The organism is Salinicola peritrichatus (genome assembly GCF_003206715.1).
Classification (GTDB): domain Bacteria; phylum Pseudomonadota; class Gammaproteobacteria; order Pseudomonadales; family Halomonadaceae; genus Salinicola; species Salinicola peritrichatus.
The window spans coordinates 1-17,840 of record NZ_PZJU01000028.1 but is presented as its reverse complement, the minus strand read 5'-3'; the positions used below and the strand labels follow the sequence as shown (position 1 = coordinate 17,840).

Here is a 17,840-nt window from a genome sequence, read left to right as displayed (position 1 = left end):
CGGCATGGCGGATTGCATCAACCTTACGGTCAACGGTCGGTCGGAGCGGTTCGCGCTCGACCCCACCACGCCGTTGCTGCATGTACTGCGCAACGATCTCGCCCTCAATGGCCCGAAGTACGGTTGCGGTCTCGGTCAGTGTGGCGCCTGCAGCGTGCTGGTCGACGGCCGGGCGGCGCGTTCCTGCGTGATATCACTCGGTGCGGTCGCCGGTCGCCATGTCACGACGCTCGAAGGGCTCGTCCGCGATGGGCGGCCGGATCCGGTGCAGACGGCATTCGTCGAGTGTCAGGCGGCACAATGCGGTTACTGCCTGAACGGCATGATCATGACCGTCAGGGGCTTGCTCAATCAGTTCCAACGACCGGATCGGCAGCAGATCATCGCGGCGCTGAAGCACAATCTCTGCCGCTGCGGCACGCACATCGCGATCCTGCAGGCGGCGACGCTGGCCATCGAGCTGAATCTCGCCGACGTGGCCGATGGGGAGAGCGCAACTTGAGCGGCAGGATTTCGCAGCCTGTCGCGGGCCCGTTGCCCTGTGCCGCGGATAGCGTCAGCGGTCCGGTGCACTATGCGGCGGTGATCCGTCCCGCTTTCTACCGTTGGCATGAAGGGCGATTCGAGAGCGCGCGGCTGTTGGATGTCGATCGCGCGTCGCTGGGCTCGCTGGGCGAGAGAATCACTGTCATCGAGGCGGGGGACTTCGTTGCCGTGGTCGCCACGGAGCCTTCCTTGGCCGCGCTGGCCGCCGATCGTTTGCGTGTGCATTGGACGTCTCCCGACATTCGAGGGAATACGAGCGTCGAATCCAGCGATCGCGTCGCAGGCGTGCTTTCCCGCCATTACCGCTGGCCCAGTCGACTGGGGTGGGGGGAATCCGAGGCGTGGGTGGTCGCCGACTGCACGACGCACGCGGCGCGCCTGTGGGTGGGAACGGCGACGCCCGAGGTGTTGCGCCAGGATCTGTCGATGCTGCTGTCGCTGGCGCCGGACGCGATCGAGCTGTTCAGTGACAGGAGCGGAACCGGGCTCGGGCGCCTGGCGAGCGACGATGCCGCCGCCGATGCCGCTTTCGTCTCTCAACGTATCGGCCTGCCGATAGCGATCCGGCTCGACCCGAACTATCAGCGCGACGTCGACGCTCTGGGAATGGCGCAGCGCTGGGTGGTTCGCGGGTGGGGAGAGGGGGCGGCTCCCGAGCGGCTCGCGTTGAAAACGGCCTCTCCCGGAGCAGCCCCCGTGGTGGCGTTGATGCTGACCCGGCCCGAGTGCCGCGAGCCGGCGGGGAATTCGTCGGCGGAGAGGGCTTCTCCGTATGTCGGTGCTCATCCCGAGGCCGATGACGCTCCCGACGGGGACGATACCCCTCGGCTTTTTGCCGAGGAATCCTTCCTCGACGAATGGGCCGACGAGCGACAGCGCGACCCGCTGGAGCTGCGTCTGGAACTGATGGAGGACACGCGCGGCAAACGCCTGATCGAGGCCGTGCGCGAGCGCGCGCAGTGGCGTTCCCCGGTTCGCCATCGGGATCGGGCGCGCATTCCCGTCGAAGGGCTGCTGCACGGAAGAGGATTTGCCTACTGCCACGTGCCGAACGTGCAGGACAGCCTCGAGGCCGGCACGCGCGCCGCCTGGATCGCCGACGTGGCCGTCGACCCGGTCACTGGCGAGGTGGCGCTGTCGCGGGTCGTCGTCGGACAGGATGCCGGCGCAGCGCCGGACGAGATCGCGCTGGGCAAGGCCCTCGAGCACGCATTGCTCAAGCCATCCTTTCCGCTGGTTACACAATCCGGCGACTTCGACCAGTGGGGGCGCGACGCCGCAAGCGCCGGCGACCCTCCGGCAATCGATGCCATGATAGCGCCCCTCGGAACGCCGCCGACGACATCGCCGAGACTGCCGGCTGCCAGGATCGAAGGTGGAACGCCTTCCTGGCGCTTGAGCGCAGCGACGCTCGCCCCCGGAACGGCGGCCATCGCCAATGCGCTGTTCGATGCCACCGGTCAGCGCTTTCGCCAACCGCCTTTCACGCCGGCTCGCGTTCGCGCCGCGCTCCAGGGCGAGGCGGCCGATACTCGTCCCGATCCAGGCCTGCCGGCGCGGCGGCCGTGGCGGCGCAAGGGCTGGCTCGGCGCGGCGGCCTCGCTAGTGGCGATGGGGAGCGTCGCTGCCGGCATGATGCCCTGGCAGCCGGCGATGGCACCGATTCCCCATCCGGCGGCCGGTCTCTACTCCCAGGCGGCGATCGAACGCGGACGGCTGGTGGCCGAGGCGGGCGACTGTGCGGTATGTCACACCGCCGGGCCGGACGGCGAGACCAACGCCGGCGGGCGCGCCTTCGATACCCCGTTCGGCACGCTCTACAGCACCAATATCACGCCGGATGAGAGCACCGGCATCGGCAACTGGTCCTACGCCGCCTTCGAGCGCGCCATGCGTCACGGCGTCAGCCGCGACGGTCGCCATCTCTATCCTGCCTTTCCCTACACCGCTTTTGCCAAGTTGAGCGACGCCGACATGCAGTCGCTCTACGCCTACCTGATGACGCAGCCGCCGACGGCAGCCCCGGCGGTGGAAAACGATCTGCGCTTTCCGTTCAATATCCGCGGATTGATGGCCGGCTGGAACGCGCTCTATCACGATCCCAAGCCCTTCATCCCGGACCCGACGCGCAGTGCGCTGTGGAACCGCGGCGCCTACCTCGCCGAGGGCGCGGGCCATTGCAGTGCCTGCCATTCGCCGCGCAACGCCATGGGGGCGGAAAAAAACGGCGACGACTACTTGGGCGGCGCGCTGGTCGACGGTTGGGAGGCGCCGGCACTCAACGCGCTTTCGAAGGCACCGGTGGCGTGGACCGAGACCGCCCTGTACGACTACCTTCGCGGCGGTCGCGCCGAGCATCATGGCGTCGCCGCCGGCCCTATGGCACCGGTGGTCGCCGGACTCGCCGAGTTGCCGGAAAGCGATGTACGTGCGATCGCGCACTACGTGGCCTCGTTGCTGCCGATCACCGATACCGCCGAAGCCGCCCGCATGGCCGAGGCCACACTGGCAAAGTCGGCGGCTACGGTCGATGGGTTCGAATCCGGCGAGCGCCTGTACAATGGTGCCTGTGCATCCTGTCACGACGCTGATACGGTTGCCGTCTTCTCCCGCGCGGAAACCTCTCTGGCACTGAATACCAATCTGCACAGCGAGCGGCCCGATAACGTCATCCAGGCGATTCTCGACGGTGTCGTGGCGCCTCGTGCCGGCGGGGAAAACGCCGGCGAAATGCCGGCGTTTCGGGAGCAATTCTCCGATTCCCAATTAAGCGACCTGATGGGTTATCTGAGGGCGCGCTTCGCCCCGGGAGAGCCCGCGTGGCAGAACCTGGAGGCTCGAATCGGTGCGTTGCGTGCCACGGCCGCCGGGCCTTGAGGGGCCGAAACGGCAAGTGCAACGACAGGCGCAATGCCAGGTCAGGTGCAATGCCAAAAGAGCCGAACGATTCCAAAACAACAAGCAAGGAGAGAGACGATGAGTACTCGCAAGTGGATATGGGCCGTCTGGCTGCTGGTCCTGCTCTGTTATCTGGTGCCCTATGGCCTGCTCGGCCGGGTCCAGGCATGGTACGGCAGTTTTCTGTTCTGGTGCGTGGTCGGCGTTCTGGTAATCGTCGCCAACATCCTGATTACCAGCGATTTCAAAGACGAGTCGGAGGCTGAACGATGAGTACCGGACTGATATGGGGGGCGGTCGCCGTCTACCTGGTAATAGCGCTCGTCGTGGCCTACCTGTCGCGGGGCGAGGCAACCAACGGCGATCAGGTCGACATGTCGGGCTATTTCCTCGGCAACCGGCAGATGAACGGCTTCGTCTCGGCGTTGAGCTACAGCGCCACCACCTACAGCGCTTTCATGATGGTCGGACTGGCGGGCCTGACCTACGCCGGCGGCGTCGGGGCGTTCGGTTTCGAGATCGTCTACTTTGCCGGGGTCTCGCTGGTGGCGATCTTCGGTCCCAAGTTCTGGGCGGTCGGCAAGCGCTTCGGCTACGTGACGCCCAGCGAAATGCTGGGTCATCGCTACGGCGACAAGAAAGTCGCGGTGGTCACCGCGCTGGCCAGTTGTCTGTTCCTGATTCCCTACGCCGCGGTACAGCTCGCCGGCGTGGGTTATCTGTTGGCCGGCATGAGCGGCGGCGCGATCTCTTTCACTACCGGAGTGGTCGTCTCCACCGTGCTGGCGATCCTGTTCTCCTATATCGCCGGCATCCGCTCGGTGATGTGGACCGATTCGCTGCAGGCGCTGTTCATGATCGTCGCCTCGACGCTGGTGGCGCTGCTGGTGGTGCACTCCCTCGGCGGTTTCTCGGGCCTGTTCGATACGCTGGCAGCCGAGCATCCCGACAGCCTGAGCGTACCGGGGCCGGGACTGTTCAGCTTCATCACCTTCCTGGGGCTAACCATTCCCTGGTTCTTCTTCAGCCTCTCCAACCCCCAGGTGAGCCAGCGGCTGTTCATGCCGTCGTCGCTCAAGTCGATGCGCCAGATGCTGATCGGTTTCCTGGTGTTCGGCTTCATCTATACCGTGGTCTCGGTGCTGTGGGGCTTCTCGGCGCTGGTAGCCTTTCCCGACCTGGCCAAGTCCGACCTGGCGACGCCGACACTGCTGGCCTCCGAACACGTGCCGCCGGTGCTGGGGGTGACCGTGATGGTGGGCATTCTGGCGGCGGCGGTGTCGACTATCGACTCGATCATGCTGACGCTGTCGTCGATGCTCTCGCGTGACGTCTACGCCAACGTCGCGGCCCAGGCCAGCGAATCCCGCCAGCTCAAGGTCGGCAAGTGGGTACTGCCGGTCATCGCGATTCTGGCGTTCGTCTTCGCCGAACTGCAGCTCAACCTGATCGCGGTGTTGTCGGTGGCGGCATCGACCGGCCTGGTGGTGATCGTACCGGCAATCATCGGCGCCTTCTACTGGAAGCGCGGAACGGCAGCCGGAGCGCTTGCCAGTATCGTGATCGGCGGGCTGGCGGTGATCTATCTCTATGCCACCGGTGCCAAACCGCTCGGCCTGCCCCCCGGTATCTGGGCGTTGCCGATCGCGGTGGTGCTGTTCGTGGCGGTCAGCCTGGCGACTCGCACCTCGCGCGAGACGGCCGAGGCGTTCATGACCACCGCTGGCACTGCCGGGCCGGATTCCGGGGCCGCCAGCGTCGAGCGTTCGCCGCTCGCTTGACGGAGGTGCCGTGCCTCGTTACTGCTGGGCGGTCAGTGTGCCCCCGGGGCGTCGGCGCATCGCCACCGCGATCGCCAGCAGTACAGCGATGGCCGGAATCAATACCAGATTCAGCGCCTGCCAGCCCAACCAGGCATTCAACGGGCCGGCCAGCAGGGCCGACAGGCAGGTCAGCGAGAACACGATGCAGTCGTTGACCGCCTGGACCCGCGGCGCCTCCGCGGGACGATAGGTGGTCGTCAGCCAGGCGCTGGCCGGCAGGAAGGTGAAGTTCCAGCCCAGGCCCAGCAGCAGCAGACCGGCGCCGAAGGCCCAGAGCTGGGGCGTCAGCCAGGCGCACAGGACGCTGCCGAGCAGGCACACGGCGCCCGCTGCGATCATGTTGGCGTGACCGAAACGCCGGGTCAGGCGTCCGGTGAAAAAGGAGGGCGCGAACATCGCCAGCATGTGCCACTGGATAACGCTGGCGACCTCGCCGAAGGCGTGGCCGGCCTGCGACATCGCCAGCGGGGTGGCGGTCATCGACAGATTCATGACGGCATAGCCCAGCGCGGCACTGACTATCGCCGCCAGCGATTGCGGCTGGCGCAGCAGCAAGTGCAGAGAACGGGCGGGACGGGGCGCGTCTCGATCGTTGGGGGCGGGCAGCACAAGGGCCTGTAGGATTATCAGGGCTGCGAGATAAAGGCTTGCCAGGCCGAAGAAACTGCCCAGGAAGGGAACCTCGAAGACGTTTTGTAAGCGTCGGGCCATCCACGGGCCGAGCAGGGCGGCGACGATACCGCCGGCCATTACCACGCTGATGGCGCTGTCACGCTGGCGAATGTCGGCGGCGTCCACCGCGGCGAAGCGGTAAAGCATGCCGACGCCGATGCTCATACCGATGGCGAAGGTGCCGAGGTTGAATAGCCAGAAGTGTTCGTCGATCAACGCCAACAGGCAGCCAACGATGCCTGCTAGCCCGACCAGGTTACCGATCAGAAAGGTGCGCTTGCGGCCAAGGCGCGCGGTGAGCCAGCCGGCCGGCAGGGTTGCCGCGGTCAATCCCAACAGCTGTGCGGCCACCGGCAGCGTGCTCCAGTCGGCGGAGGGGGAGAGTGCCGCCCCGATCAATGGCGACGAGGCGATCAGCAGCACATTGCCGCTGACCAGTAGCGCCTGGCACAGTGCCAGCCCCCACACGGCAACCGGCAGGCGAGCCGATACTGGTGATGTCATGAGACCTCCGGTTGTCGATGACCGAAACGCGCACGGTAGACACTGGGTGCAAGGCCATAGTGGCGCTGGAACAGGCGTCTGAGTTGTTCGCTGCTGCCCAACCGGCAATGTTCGGCAATGCGCGACAGCGAGGCATCGCTCTCCGCCAGCGATCGACGCGCCGATTCGAGCCGCAGGCGGGTGAGGAACTCCCCCGGCGTCATCTGCAACTGCTGGCGGAAGAGGCGCTGGAAGTGGCGGGGTGTCACTGCCATTCGGGCGGCGAGGGTCTCGCTGTCCCATGCCTGCAATGGATTCGTCAGTACCTCGTCGATCAGCCGACGCAGGCGTCCCTGGCTGGCGAGCTGGCAACGCAGGCCTTCGCTGAACTGTGCCTGGTCGCCGGGGCGATGCAGAAACATCACCAGTTCGCGGGCGACGCGGCCGGCCAGCGCATCGCCATGGTCACGGGCCACCAGCGCGAGCGCCAGGTCGATGCCGGCCGTGACGCCTGCGCTGGTATGGATGCCGCCACTCTCCAGATAGAGCGCCTCGGCGCTGACTCGTATTCCGGGGAATTCAGCGGCGAGCCGCTGCGCCTGGCGCCAGTGAGTGGTGGCGCGTCTGCCTTCGAGCAGACCGGCCCGGGCCAGGGCAAAGGCGCCGGTGCAGACCGAGCCGACTCGGGGCGTCGAGCGCGCGCGTTCACCCAACGCCTGGACGATGGTGTCGCCCAGCGCATGGACGCCATGGCCGCCGGCAATCAGCAGGGTATCGCCCGGCGTGGTCTCGGCCAGGGCATGGGTGGCTATCAGGGACATGCCACTATTGGTGCGTATCGGGCCTGCGGTTGCGGCCAGCAGGCGCAGTCGATAAAGCGGTGCCGCAGCTTCGTCGTTGGCGCTGGCGAAAACCTGCCAGGGGCCACTGACATCCAGCAATTGGCAGTCGGTGTAGGCGAAAAGGTCGATGGTGTGCGTCATCTAGCGGCATCCGGAAAGCGTCGTCACAGTCTGAAGCCGCTGCGGGATGTCGGCAATGACATCGATCCCACCAAAAACGACACCTCATTCTTTAGTCGACTTTACAACTTTTGGATGTTTTCCGGTGCTTTCCATGGAGAGGATTTGCGGATTATTCTTAAAGTTTATTCTACTAACTAAGTTGGAGAACGCCATGTCACCTTCAATTTCTCGCCGTGTCGGTGGATTGCCATTGATGCTTATGGGTAGCTTGTTTCTGGCGGGTTCGGCTCAGGCCTATTCCGCGTTTTCACCGGATTCCCCCTACATGTTTGGTGACTGGGGTGGCGAGCGCACGGCGCTGGAAGAAGCCGGAGTCTCTTTCAACTTCGACTACGTGGGTGAAGCGGCGACCATTCTCGATGGCGGCTACCGCGACAGCCACGTGACGAAGTACGCCGATCAGTTCGCGGTCGGTGCCAATTTCGATCTCGACCGTCTCGTGGGGATTCCCGACGCCGAGTTCCAGGTCACGGTGACCAACCGTAACGGGCATAGCGTCAACGACCGCATGAGCGATCCGGACGCGACGGTCGGCGGCTCCTCGGTGCAGGAAGTGCAGGGGCGCGGCCCGGTCACGCGATTGACCCAATTCTGGTACCGCCAGCGCTTTTTCGACGATGCGCTGGCGGTCAAGTTGGGGCGCATTCCGGTCGGAGATGATTTCGCCACCATCGACAGCAATTTCCAGAACCTGGCGTTCGGTAGCGGTCAGCCAGGCAACTGGGGCAATAATATCTACAACTGGCCGATCGCCCAGTGGGCGGCGGTGGTGAGAGCCAATTTCACGCCGCAGTGGTATGCCCAGATCGGCGCCTTCAACATCAACGACAGCAACCTGGAAAACGATCACGGCTTCGACTTGCGCACCAGCGACAGCGAGGGAACCCTCTATCCGATCGAGCTGGGATATACGCCCGAGATCAATGGTTTGTCCGGCGCCTACAAACTCGGATACTACTATAACAACGTCAAGAATCGCGCCTACGGCGATCGTCCGGCCTCCAGCACCAACGATACCAGCAGCGGTCTCTATTACGTGGTTCAGCAGCAGGTAACGACACGCGACGGCAATCCGGATCGCGGCCTGACGCTATTCAGCATGGGCCTCGTCAATCATGGCGATACCGCCGGTCTCGATCGCTATGTTTCGGTCGGGGCGACCTACGCGGGGCCTTTCGATGCTCGTCCGCAGGACGATGCCGGTATCGGTCTGGCCTATCTGCACGTCAACGACGACGTCAACGATTACATCGACTACTACAACACCACTCCGGCCGGTTCTCTCTCCCCGCTGCCGCGCCAGGGGCATGAGTACGACGCCGAGCTCTACTACAGCTTCAATCTCACCAACTACCTGACGCTACGACCCAACCTGCAGTACGTGGTCAATCCATCGGCGGTGGATTCCGTCGACAATGCCTGGGTTGCCGGTACCACGCTCAAGGCGAGTTTCTGAGCGAAGCGGGCACAAGAAAACGGCGGCCCTAGGGCCGCCGTTGTCCTTGCCGGACGGGGGTAATGCACAGGTGGCTAGTTGACGCCATGCATGGCGAGAAAGGCCTCCAGTTCGGTACGAGTGGGGGCCGTCGCCGGTCCCCGGCGTGAAACGGCGATGGCGGCTGCGGCGTTTGCGCGGACACAAGCGTCCGGCAGGCTCGATCCTTCCGCCAGCGCGGCGATCAGTACGCCGGTATGCGCATCGCCGGCGCCGTTGGTATCGACGGCCACGGTGGAAAACCCCTCGACCAACCATGTTTCCCCCAGCCGACGCAACCAGCAGCCGCGGGGGCCGTCGCGCACGATGACGGTTGCGGATTCGGCCAGACGAGAGGCGATCGCCTCCACGCCTACCGACAGGTCAGCCAACCCCGTCCAGCCGCGCGTTTCATCGGCATTGCTGCTCCATAGCGTGATTCGTGGCAGTAGTCGCTGGAGCGCGCTGCGGTCGATTCGTGCCACCAGCGGGCCGGGGTCGAAGACCACCGAGACGGTCTCGTCCAGCGTGTCCAGCCAGTCGAGCAGCGGGTCGGCTTTGCCGGGATAGGCAAGGCTGTAGCCGCTGATATAGACCCAGTCGGCTGGTGGCGGTGATAGGGCGCCAAGAGTCTCGTGGTCGACATGCCCCTCGATCCCGACTTGGGAAATGAAGGTACGTTCTCCCTGTTCGTCGATCAGCGCGACGCAGAAGCCGCTATCGCCGTCGGGGTCCGCCGCGCTCGCCAGTACGATGCCTTCGGAAACCAGTGCGTCGCGTACGCGGTCTCCCATCGGGCCGGTCCCATGTTTGCCGGCGTAGACCACTGGCATCCCGTAGCGGCGAGCGGCGGCCATGACATTGAAGCCGCCGCCGACCTCGTAGCTCGTCGATTGCGCGATGGTATCGCCGCCTGGCGCCGGTAGTTCGTCGATCGTCATCACGATATCGACGACCGCCTGACCAGTGTGCCACAGCCTGGGAATGGGGACGCTCGTCGAGTTCATGGGGGATGTCACGATTCGACGCGCCCGCGCAGTGCCAGCAGTGCCTCGACGCGTGCCTCGAGATCCAGTCGATTGACGCGCCTGACTTGGGCCACCCACTCGTCAGGCAAGCCATCCAGTCCGTGACAGGCTCCCAGCATGGCGCCGAGAATCGCGGCGATGGTATCGGTATCGCCGCCAAGACTCGCGGCCAGGCAGAGAGCGCGCTGAGGATCGTCGCCAGCCAGTTCGGCAAGGGCGAACGCGGCCACGATGGATTCCTGCGCCAGCACCGAGGTGCCGACCAGATCGTTGAGATAGGTGATAGCTTCGCTGTCGCTGGCCTCTTCCAACAGCAATCGAGCCCAGCATATCTTCGGCGCGATACGCGCGCCGGCGAACCAGTGACCGAGTCGTTCGCCGCGCTCGGCGAAGTCGACGCCGACATCGAGCGCCCGAGACAGCGGGGCGCCGTTGACGCCGGCGGAAATCGTCGCCGCCACGGCTGCGGCTCCGGCAATCCCCAGGCTGGTATTGTGGGTCACGCTGCTGGCGCCATGGACCGCCTCGAGAAAGCTTTGCGGTCGCGACACGTCGAATGCGATGCCTACCGGGGCGATGCGCATGGCGGCGCCATTGGTGGCGCCGAAACGACCGGCTTCCCCGGGCGGGACGCCCGCGGTGATGCGTTCCAGGGCACGTTTGGTCGATGGCCCGAGCAGGTCGAGAGAGCCCCGCGCGCGCATGTCGTTCTCCCACGCGATCAGGCGCCGCGCGAATTCCAGAGGCGCTATCGAGCCATGACCGTCGATCAACAGATCCGCGACCAGGAGAGCCTGTTCGGTATCGTCGGTGATGCTGCCCGCCGGCATGTTGGGGGCGATCGGTTGATCGGCGCGAGCGTCGACCAGCGTGGTGATTTCACCAAAGGTTGCCGCGATCTGCGCGCGGCTCAACGATTGGGTCGGCATGCCGAGCGCATCGCCCAGGGCTAGGCCGTAAAAGGCGCCGAGCGCGCGTTGGCGAAGCAGGTGGACGGTATCGGCGGCATCGGGCATGGTCAGGTTCCAAAGTGTAGATGGAGGCGAAAATGGTTGGGATCGAGCAGACTCACCACGTGCTCGACCAATACGCCTTCCTGAGTGAAAGTCGTTCGCGTCGAGCGCAGGAAGGGGGTGCCTACGTCGCGGGCGAGCAAAGCCGCGTCCTCGGCATCGAGATAGGCAATGTCGACGCTTTGCTCGCCACCTTCGAAATGCAGTCCCGCGGCATTGAGGGTGGCCATCAGCGAATCGTCGAGCAGGCCTCGTTGAGGCAGATCGATGAGCGCGGGCAGGGCGGGCACGCGAGAGCGCTCCAGCGAGACGAACTGGCCATCGCCGGTGAATCGTCGCCGGTCCACGGCGATGAAACGGTCGATGCCATGACGGGCCTGCAACTCGGCATCCGCAACTGGCGCCAGTCGCAGCAGTTCGACTTGAAGGCCGGCGCCGCTATCGGCCAGTGCGCGGGCCCAGCCGCTTTGTTGATCAAGCTCGACTCCGTCGTAAGTGACAATGGAGCCAACGCCGGTTTGCGTGGCGATATAGCGCTGCCGCTTGAGTTCGAGCAGTGCTTCGCGCAGCGTGCCACGGCTGACCTCGAGCTCTTCGGCCAGCTGGTGTTCTCCAGGCAACCGTTTGCCGCGACGCAACCGACCGCTGCGGATACGCCGAGTCAGTTCGTCGATGACGCGTTGCTTCTTGTCAAATCGAACAGGTTTGTGCATGTTTAGTCTTGTACAGTGAAGCGAAATGCCGATCAAGTACTTTGCGTTGGTGATGACAACATGACGCAATTGCTAGCAGCCGAAGAACAATTCGACAACGAAAGGGGCATTACCATGAAAGGGCACGACTGCATCCGTTTTCTCACGCTTGCCGTGAGCATGGCCTCGATGACCGGACTGGCGCACGCCGATACGATTCGCGTGCTCAACTGGCAGGGCTACGGGACCGACGAGGATTGGTCGCTCGAGAAGTTCGAGGCAGCCACTGGCAACACCGTCGAGCACGAGTACTTCAACTCCGAGCAGGAGATGCTGACCAAGTTGCGGACCAACCCCGGTACCTACGACGTGGTGTTGATCAACTCCGCCTACACCCAACAGGCTGCCGAAGAGGGGCTGATTCAGCCCCTCGATCTGACCGATTTCCCGCACAGCGAAGGGCTTCAGGCACGTCTTGCCCACAATCCCAATCTTCAATACGACGGCAAACTCTACGGGATCGCCTGGTTGTGGGGGGTGACCTCTTTCGCCATCAATACCGGCGCATTCGACGAGAAGCCCGACTCCCTCATGGAATTATGGAATCCCGCACACGCGGGGCGGCTCGGTTGGCGCGACGACGCTGTCGAATCCTGTCAGTTCGCCGCGCTGGCCACTGGCCAGGACATCAACGATCCGAGCGATTACGATGTCATTCGCGAGCGCTTGCATGCCCTCAAACCGCAGATCCGCACCTTCTGGAACTCCGAGAACGAGTGGAACCAGTACATGTCTTCCGGCGAATTCGATCTCGCCACCTACTGGAGCGGTTCCGCGGCGCGCTCGAAGCAGAACTTCGGCTTGCCGATCGAGTTCGTGGTGCCGCGTGAAGGCGCCATCGCCTGGCTCGACGGCTTGTCGATTCCGACCGATGCGCCACATCCCGAAGCCGCCAAGCAGTTCATCGACTGGATGATCGATCCCGAGTTCTACGTGCAGTGGGATACCGAGGTGGGCGCACCGATCTCCGCCAATGAAAAGGCAGTGGAACAATTGCCGGAAGGCGCCTTCAACAAGCAGTTGATCGCGCAGCTCAAGGAGGTCAAGAGCCTGCCGTTCATGGGGCCGATGAGCGACGAGACCCGCGAGAAGATGCTCGAGGTGTGGCAGGAAACCAAGACCTTCTATCAGGAGTGATTCGGGGAGATGGCCGTTTCCGACACCACGACCGCGCCGATGAACCATCGTCGGCCCTCGAATGCCAGAAGCATTCTGGCGCTGACGGGGCCGGCCTATCTGTGGCTGGTCGTCACCGTGCTGCTGCCGCTGGCGGCGATGTTCTACTTCAGCTTCCTGAGTGATGTGCCGTTGGCCGCGCGCGACTGGCATGCCACGCTGGCCAACTACGCCGCCTTCTTCCAGCAGGACTTTTACCGTACGCTGATGTGGCGTTCGCTGCGCCTGGGTTTCGAAGTGGCGTTGTGGTGCTTCGTCATCGGGTTTCCCTGTGCCTACGTGCTGGCCAAGACGATCAAGGGGCGCTGGCGCGAAGCGCTGTTTCTGATGGTGATCATCCCGTTCTGGAGCAACGCGCTGATCCGGGTGTTCTCCTGGACCATGGTATTGCGCGGCAATGGCATTCTGGAGCGCTTTCTCGACTGGCTAATTCCCGGTTTCGGCTCGCTCGATCTGATGTTCACCTACGCAGCGGTGGTGATCGGCCTGGTCCACTCCTATCTGCCGTACATGATCCTCACCTGCTACATCTCATTGTCGACCATCGATGACGATCTGATCGATGCCGCGCGCTCGATGGGTGCCAGCCGGCTGACGGTGCTGCGGCGCATTATCCTGCCGCTATCGATGCCTGGCATCGTCGCTGGCGCGGTGCTGATCTTCGTGCCGGTGATCGGCTCGTTCATGGAGCCACGCATTCTCGGTGGTCGGGAAGGCACCTTTCTCGGCACCGTGATCGAAGACCAATTCACGGCGGTGTTCAACTGGCCTTTGGGTGCGGCGCTGTCGTTCATACTGCTGGCCTGCGTGATGATCATCTTTGCCATCTTTCAGCCGATCCTGAGGAGGGCGTCATGAAGGCCCGGCCGATCAACGTGCTGGCGCGAGTCTATCTCGGTCTGGTGCTGGCGTTTCTCTATGTACCGATTCTGGTGATGGCGGCGATGTCGTTCAACGCCTCGCAGTTCTACATGTTGCCGATCGACTGGAGCTTCGACTGGTACGTCAAACTGGCCTCCAATGCTCGGTTGCTGGAGGCGACACGCAACAGCATTGTGGTGGCGCTGGTGACCACGGCGATCGCCAGCGTGCTAGGCACGGCAGCATCGATCGCGTTCTTCCGTTATGATTTCCGCTTCAAGAAAGTGCTGCAGGCGGCGCTGTTTCCGCCGATCGCCATCCCCTGGCTGATCACCGGCACCGCGATGCTGATGTTCTTCTTCTGGAGCGGCATCGGACGTGGGCTGCACGCGATGATCCTGGGACACGTGGCCCTGGCCTTGCCCTACGTGATCATCGTCGTCTCGGCGCGGATCAAGGGGTTCGACCCGGATCTGGAGTCGGCCGCACGCTCGCTGGGCGCCAGCCCGTGGCAGGTGGTCCGCCATGTGACCTTGCCTTATCTGGCACCGGGTTTCATTGCCGGGGCGCTGTTTGCCTTTGCGGTCTCGTTCGATCAGTTCGTGATTTCGTACTTCCTCTCCGTGCCCGGCGTCAGCACGCTGCCGGTAGAGATCTACACCGCGATCAAGAAGGGCTTCACGCCGGAGATCAACGCCATCTCCACCCTCGTGATCGCCTTCTCCATCACGTTGCTGGTGATCGTGTCCCGTTTCTACCGTTTTGGAGGCGATCGCTGATGGCATCCGTCACCGTATCCCATGTCAACAAGGCCTTCGGCGACTTTCAGGCGCTGAGCGACGTCTCGATCGAGTTCTCCGATGGTGGTTTTTATGCCTTGTTGGGGCCCTCCGGTAGTGGCAAGACCACGCTGCTGCGCCAGATCGCCGGGTTCAGCTTTCCCGATAGCGGCGAGATTCTGATCGGCGGCGAGGCGGTCGAATCGCTGCCGGTGGAGAAGCGCAACATCGGCATGATGTTTCAGAATTACGCACTGTTCCCCAACATGAGCGTGTTCGACAACGTGGCCTTCGGACTGATGGTGCGCAACACCCCCAAACGCGAGATCGAGGCGCGCGTCGGTGAGGCGTTGGAGCTGGTGAGACTGTCCGGTTACGACGACCGCAAGCCGCATCAACTCTCCGGCGGTCAGCGGCAGCGCGTGGCGTTGGCCCGCGCGATCGTCTTCCGCCCCCGGGTGTTGCTGCTCGACGAGCCGCTCAGCGCCCTCGACAAGGCGCTGCGTCTCGGCATGCAGGTCGAGTTGAAACGTATCCAGCGCGAGGTCGGCATCACCACGATCTTCGTCACCCACGACCAGGAAGAGGCGCTGACGTTGAGCGACAAGGTCGGGGTACTCAAGGATGGCAAGCTGCTCCAGGAAGGGACGCCGCGCGAACTCTACGAGCGTCCGGCGACCGCCTTCGCGGCGACGTTCCTCGGTGATGCCAACCTGTTCGACGGCAGCGCCGACGATGGCGAGTTGGCGCTTGCCGATGGCGCCCGCTTGAGAACCCTGGAGCCGCTGGCAAGGACGGGGCCGGTCACCTGTGCGGTACGCCCGGAGAAGATCGCGATCGTTGCAGCGGATGCCGCGATTTCCAGCGACAGCAATGTCCTCGAGGCCGAGCTCGAAGAGATCATCTTCGCCGGCAACAGCCTGAACTACCTACTGCGTCGCGGAGATGTCAGCCTGCGAGTCTTTGCCCAGAACCGCGCGGCGGCCGATCTCCAGCCCGGCCAACGGGTACGCCTGGCCTGGCGCGCGGCGGATACCATCCCGGTCGAGGCATGAACGAGCCACGACGACGGCGACTCGGCTGGGGCACCTGGAGTCCGGATCGCCCGGCGGAACTGATGCATCCGGAACTCGGCATCCGTCTGACGCCAGTGCTCTACGCGGCCAGTGCCAATGCCGTATCGTTGTTGGCGCCAAGAGAAACTCGGCTGGGCCTGCGCTCTATGGATGGCCGGGAAGCGCGGCTGCGCAGCGAGTTCCACGGCACCGTGCTCGATTGGAGATTCCGATTCGACAGCGATGGCGTGGAGATCGAGTGGCGAACGCGCCGCACCGGCGAGTGGGGGCTACGCTTCTGGGTCGTTCTGGTGGCGAGCGGTGGCGATGGCTGGCGTTTCGACGAGGCGGGCGGCGAGCTGCGGGCCGCCGAGTCAGGCGAGCTTCGGGCCGCTGAATCAGGCGAGCTTCGGGCCGCTGAGTCAGGCGAGCTGCGGGCCGCTGTTCAGGTCGCTGAATCAGCCGAGCTTTGGATCAGGGCGGCCAACGCGCCGCTGTTGACCACCTTTCATGCCCACCTCGACGCGCTCTGCGACGAGTTCGTCGACAAGGGCTATTTCTATCTCGGCTCTCGGGGAACGAGCGGCACCTGCGCGGCGTTGCGTTTCAATCTCGAGGAGGCACCCCGACAGCGCATCGTCTGCCGCCTGGGCGAGATCGAAACGCCTGAACTGACCCGGGACGACTGGACGCTGGCGGACGAACACCCGGCCGGCAGTCCGCAACAGGCGCTGCAGGCGATCAACGACGTGATGCGCTGGAACCATGTCTACGACGCCATCAATCGGCGGCCTTATACCGGACTCACTCGCTTCTGGAGCGCGCGCAAATTCAGTGGCTTCGGCATCTGGCTCGACGACGTCGCCTTCAATGCCTGGCTATGGGGGCATATCGACCTCCAGGGTGCCAGGGACAACCTGGCGGCGATCTTCGCCTTCCAGACCGAGGCAGGCAACTTCCCCTGTCTGGTGACCGGCAACGACGCCTGGATCGACCGCACTCAATTGCCGATTCTCGGCTACGTGGTGTGGAATCTCTATCAGCGCAGCGGCGACGAATCCTTGATCCGCTGGGCTTTTCCCAAGCTGTTGGCCAATTTCGACTGGTGGTGGCGCGAACGCGAACTGGGCGGCGCGGGGCTGGTCGCCTATGGCACCACCCCGGGAGTGGGGCGAGGGTTGTACCGTGGTACCAAGCTGGGCGCCAAGAACGAATCGGCGATGGACAACAGCCCGGTCCACGACGACGCGCCCTTCGATTCGGAGACCGGGTTGCTGCAGGCATTCGATGTCGGCGCCAACAGCCTGCTGGCGCTGGACAACGAAATGCTGATCGAGATGGCGGGTCTGCTGGGAGACGTCGATACTGCGGCTCGGTTACGGGTGCGCCATGCGGATCATGTCGAGCGGATTCGCGACCGGCTCTGGGATGCCGAACGCGGTGTGTTCGCCAACCGCCTGCGTAGTGGCGACTTCGTGCGCCAATTGGCGCCGACCTCGTTCTATCCACTGGTGGCCGGTGTCGCGACGGCGGCGCAGGCCGCCTCGCTGATCGACAATTACCTGCTGCCGCCCGAGAAGTTCGGCGGCGAGATCGGGTTGCCCTCGGTGGCTCGCGACGATCCCAGCTATCGGGACAACGTCTACTGGCGCGGTCGCGTCTGGCCGACGCTCAACTTCTGGACTCTACGTGGCCTCCAGCGTGCCGGATTTCACGCTCACGCCCAGGCGTTGGCCGACAATAGCTGGCGACTGTTCCAGTCTGGCTGGCAAGAACGGCTCTGCGGCGAGAACTTTCATGCCGAGACGGGCGAGATCACCGACCAGCCGGATACCGATACCTTTTACTCCTGGGGTGTGCTGATGGCGGCGATGTCATTGGTGGGACCGGACGATATCCAGCCTTGGGATGCAGGGAATGGCAGCGAGCCATCGGATACATGACTCGACATTGCGATCAATGCCACTCGCCTGGGGATGAGGGAGGAGGATGGCATCCCCATGCCAGACAGAGGCTATCGTCGGCAGCAGTCATCTGGTCGCGGAGTGCGTCATTGCCCCCGAGATGACGAAGCTGCTGAAACTGGCCCGGAGCCGGGGCAAGGCGATTCATACCGGTATGCCGATGCTGACGGCGCAGATGGAACTGATGTTGCGTTTCATGAGTGGCGGCGGAATCGCGGGCGGCGAGCAGGACTGAATCCGGCAATAGGAAAGCGTCCTATGGCTATAGAATAGAAAAACGCCTCCGCCCCA

At 64.0% G+C, this 17,840-nt stretch carries 16 protein-coding genes; 11 read left to right on the top strand and 5 right to left on the bottom strand.

Features of this window, described 5'->3' with window-relative positions; all coding sequences use genetic code 11:
- The first annotated feature begins 4 nt into the window (after positions 1–4).
- The 4 genes from DOM57_RS11285 (at position 5) to DOM57_RS11270 (ending at position 5,225) form a co-directional block, all read left to right on the top strand.
- On the top strand, positions 5–502 hold the full coding sequence (locus DOM57_RS11285; protein WP_110649293.1) for a (2Fe-2S)-binding protein: 498 nt from the start codon (positions 5–7) through the stop codon (positions 500–502).
- On the top strand, positions 499–3,423 hold the full coding sequence (locus DOM57_RS11280) for a cytochrome c (RefSeq protein WP_162619512.1): 2,925 nt from the start codon (positions 499–501) through the stop codon (positions 3,421–3,423). Before DOM57_RS11285 ends, DOM57_RS11280 begins: the two co-directional genes overlap by 4 nt.
- A gap of 99 nt (positions 3,424–3,522) precedes the next feature.
- On the top strand, positions 3,523–3,717 hold the full coding sequence (locus tag DOM57_RS11275) for a hypothetical protein (RefSeq protein ID WP_110649291.1): 195 nt from the start codon (positions 3,523–3,525) through the stop codon (positions 3,715–3,717).
- The gene (locus DOM57_RS11270; RefSeq protein WP_110649290.1) at positions 3,714–5,225 is read left to right on the top strand and encodes a sodium:solute symporter family protein; all 1,512 of its coding nucleotides are present in this window, start codon (positions 3,714–3,716) and stop codon (positions 5,223–5,225) included. The genes DOM57_RS11275 and DOM57_RS11270 overlap by 4 nt, the downstream gene beginning before the upstream one ends.
- Positions 5,226–5,243: 18 nt before the next feature.
- Here DOM57_RS11270 and DOM57_RS11265 read toward each other — a convergent pair whose 3' ends face one another.
- Both DOM57_RS11265 and DOM57_RS11260 read right to left on the bottom strand, forming a co-directional pair.
- The gene (locus DOM57_RS11265; protein ID WP_239496192.1) at positions 5,244–6,443 is read right to left on the bottom strand and encodes an MFS transporter; all 1,200 of its coding nucleotides are present in this window, start codon (positions 6,441–6,443) and stop codon (positions 5,244–5,246) included.
- Complete coding sequence (locus tag DOM57_RS11260) at positions 6,440–7,405, bottom strand: GlxA family transcriptional regulator (RefSeq protein ID WP_087718404.1); 966 nt, start codon at positions 7,403–7,405, stop codon at positions 6,440–6,442. The genes DOM57_RS11265 and DOM57_RS11260 overlap by 4 nt, the downstream gene beginning before the upstream one ends.
- Before the next feature lie 193 nt (positions 7,406–7,598).
- Between DOM57_RS11260 and DOM57_RS11255 the strand changes: the two genes are divergently transcribed.
- On the top strand, positions 7,599–8,903 hold the full coding sequence (locus tag DOM57_RS11255; RefSeq protein WP_110649289.1) for a carbohydrate porin: 1,305 nt from the start codon (positions 7,599–7,601) through the stop codon (positions 8,901–8,903).
- A 74-nt stretch (positions 8,904–8,977) separates the two neighbouring features.
- Here DOM57_RS11255 and DOM57_RS11250 read toward each other — a convergent pair whose 3' ends face one another.
- The 3 genes from DOM57_RS11250 to DOM57_RS11240 are packed head-to-tail and all read right to left on the bottom strand — an operon-like array spanning position 8,978 to position 11,675.
- Positions 8,978–9,928, bottom strand: a complete 951-nt coding sequence (locus DOM57_RS11250) for a PfkB family carbohydrate kinase (protein ID WP_204352944.1) — start codon at positions 9,926–9,928, stop codon at positions 8,978–8,980.
- A gap of 8 nt (positions 9,929–9,936) precedes the next feature.
- Positions 9,937–10,965, bottom strand: a complete 1,029-nt coding sequence (locus tag DOM57_RS11245) for an ADP-ribosylglycohydrolase family protein (protein ID WP_110649288.1) — start codon at positions 10,963–10,965, stop codon at positions 9,937–9,939.
- A gap of 2 nt (positions 10,966–10,967) precedes the next feature.
- Entirely contained in the window at positions 10,968–11,675 is a 708-nt protein-coding gene (locus tag DOM57_RS11240) for a GntR family transcriptional regulator (protein WP_110649287.1), read from the bottom strand.
- Positions 11,676–11,735: 60 nt separating this feature from the next.
- On the opposite strand from DOM57_RS11240, the gene DOM57_RS11235 reads away from it, so the two are divergent.
- Genes DOM57_RS11235 through DOM57_RS11210 form a run of 6 tightly spaced genes read left to right on the top strand, consistent with a single transcriptional unit; the run spans position 11,736 to position 17,784 of the window.
- The gene (locus DOM57_RS11235) at positions 11,736–12,851 is read left to right on the top strand and encodes an ABC transporter substrate-binding protein (RefSeq protein WP_204352943.1); all 1,116 of its coding nucleotides are present in this window, start codon (positions 11,736–11,738) and stop codon (positions 12,849–12,851) included.
- 9 nt (positions 12,852–12,860) lie between these two features.
- A complete protein-coding gene (locus DOM57_RS11230) occupies positions 12,861–13,748 on the top strand; it encodes an ABC transporter permease (RefSeq protein WP_204352942.1) in 888 nt (295 codons plus the stop codon).
- Positions 13,745–14,530: an ABC transporter permease gene (locus tag DOM57_RS11225; protein ID WP_110649285.1), complete on the top strand. Its 786-nt coding sequence runs from the start codon at positions 13,745–13,747 to the stop codon at positions 14,528–14,530. Before DOM57_RS11230 ends, DOM57_RS11225 begins: the two co-directional genes overlap by 4 nt.
- Entirely contained in the window at positions 14,530–15,585 is a 1,056-nt protein-coding gene (locus tag DOM57_RS11220; RefSeq protein WP_110649284.1) for an ABC transporter ATP-binding protein, read from the top strand. The genes DOM57_RS11225 and DOM57_RS11220 overlap by 1 nt, the downstream gene beginning before the upstream one ends.
- Complete coding sequence (locus DOM57_RS11215) at positions 15,582–17,528, top strand: MGH1-like glycoside hydrolase domain-containing protein (protein ID WP_110649283.1); 1,947 nt, start codon at positions 15,582–15,584, stop codon at positions 17,526–17,528. Before DOM57_RS11220 ends, DOM57_RS11215 begins: the two co-directional genes overlap by 4 nt.
- A 46-nt stretch (positions 17,529–17,574) precedes the next feature.
- Positions 17,575–17,784: a hypothetical protein gene (locus DOM57_RS11210; protein ID WP_110649282.1), complete on the top strand. Its 210-nt coding sequence runs from the start codon at positions 17,575–17,577 to the stop codon at positions 17,782–17,784.
- Positions 17,785–17,840: the final 56 nt, after the last annotated feature.

Coding starts and splice junctions, on each gene's coding strand:
- DOM57_RS11270 (WP_110649290.1), top strand. CDS start 3,714: ATGAGTACCGGACTGATATGGGGGGCGGTCGCCGTCTACCTGGTAATA.
- DOM57_RS11210 (WP_110649282.1), top strand. CDS start 17,575: ATGGCATCCCCATGCCAGACAGAGGCTATCGTCGGCAGCAGTCATCTG.
- DOM57_RS11265 (WP_239496192.1), bottom strand. CDS start 6,443: ATGACATCACCAGTATCGGCTCGCCTGCCGGTTGCCGTGTGGGGGCTG.
- DOM57_RS11250 (WP_204352944.1), bottom strand. CDS start 9,928: ATGAACTCGACGAGCGTCCCCATTCCCAGGCTGTGGCACACTGGTCAG.
- DOM57_RS11245 (WP_110649288.1), bottom strand. CDS start 10,965: ATGCCCGATGCCGCCGATACCGTCCACCTGCTTCGCCAACGCGCGCTC.
- DOM57_RS11220 (WP_110649284.1), top strand. CDS start 14,530: ATGGCATCCGTCACCGTATCCCATGTCAACAAGGCCTTCGGCGACTTT.
- DOM57_RS11255 (WP_110649289.1), top strand. CDS start 7,599: ATGTCACCTTCAATTTCTCGCCGTGTCGGTGGATTGCCATTGATGCTT.
- DOM57_RS11225 (WP_110649285.1), top strand. CDS start 13,745: ATGAAGGCCCGGCCGATCAACGTGCTGGCGCGAGTCTATCTCGGTCTG.
- DOM57_RS11240 (WP_110649287.1), bottom strand. CDS start 11,675: ATGCACAAACCTGTTCGATTTGACAAGAAGCAACGCGTCATCGACGAA.
- DOM57_RS11260 (WP_087718404.1), bottom strand. CDS start 7,405: ATGACGCACACCATCGACCTTTTCGCCTACACCGACTGCCAATTGCTG.
- DOM57_RS11285 (WP_110649293.1), top strand. CDS start 5: ATGGCGGATTGCATCAACCTTACGGTCAACGGTCGGTCGGAGCGGTTC.
- DOM57_RS11275 (WP_110649291.1), top strand. CDS start 3,523: ATGAGTACTCGCAAGTGGATATGGGCCGTCTGGCTGCTGGTCCTGCTC.
- DOM57_RS11230 (WP_204352942.1), top strand. CDS start 12,861: ATGGCCGTTTCCGACACCACGACCGCGCCGATGAACCATCGTCGGCCC.
- DOM57_RS11235 (WP_204352943.1), top strand. CDS start 11,736: ATGACGCAATTGCTAGCAGCCGAAGAACAATTCGACAACGAAAGGGGC.
- DOM57_RS11215 (WP_110649283.1), top strand. CDS start 15,582: ATGAACGAGCCACGACGACGGCGACTCGGCTGGGGCACCTGGAGTCCG.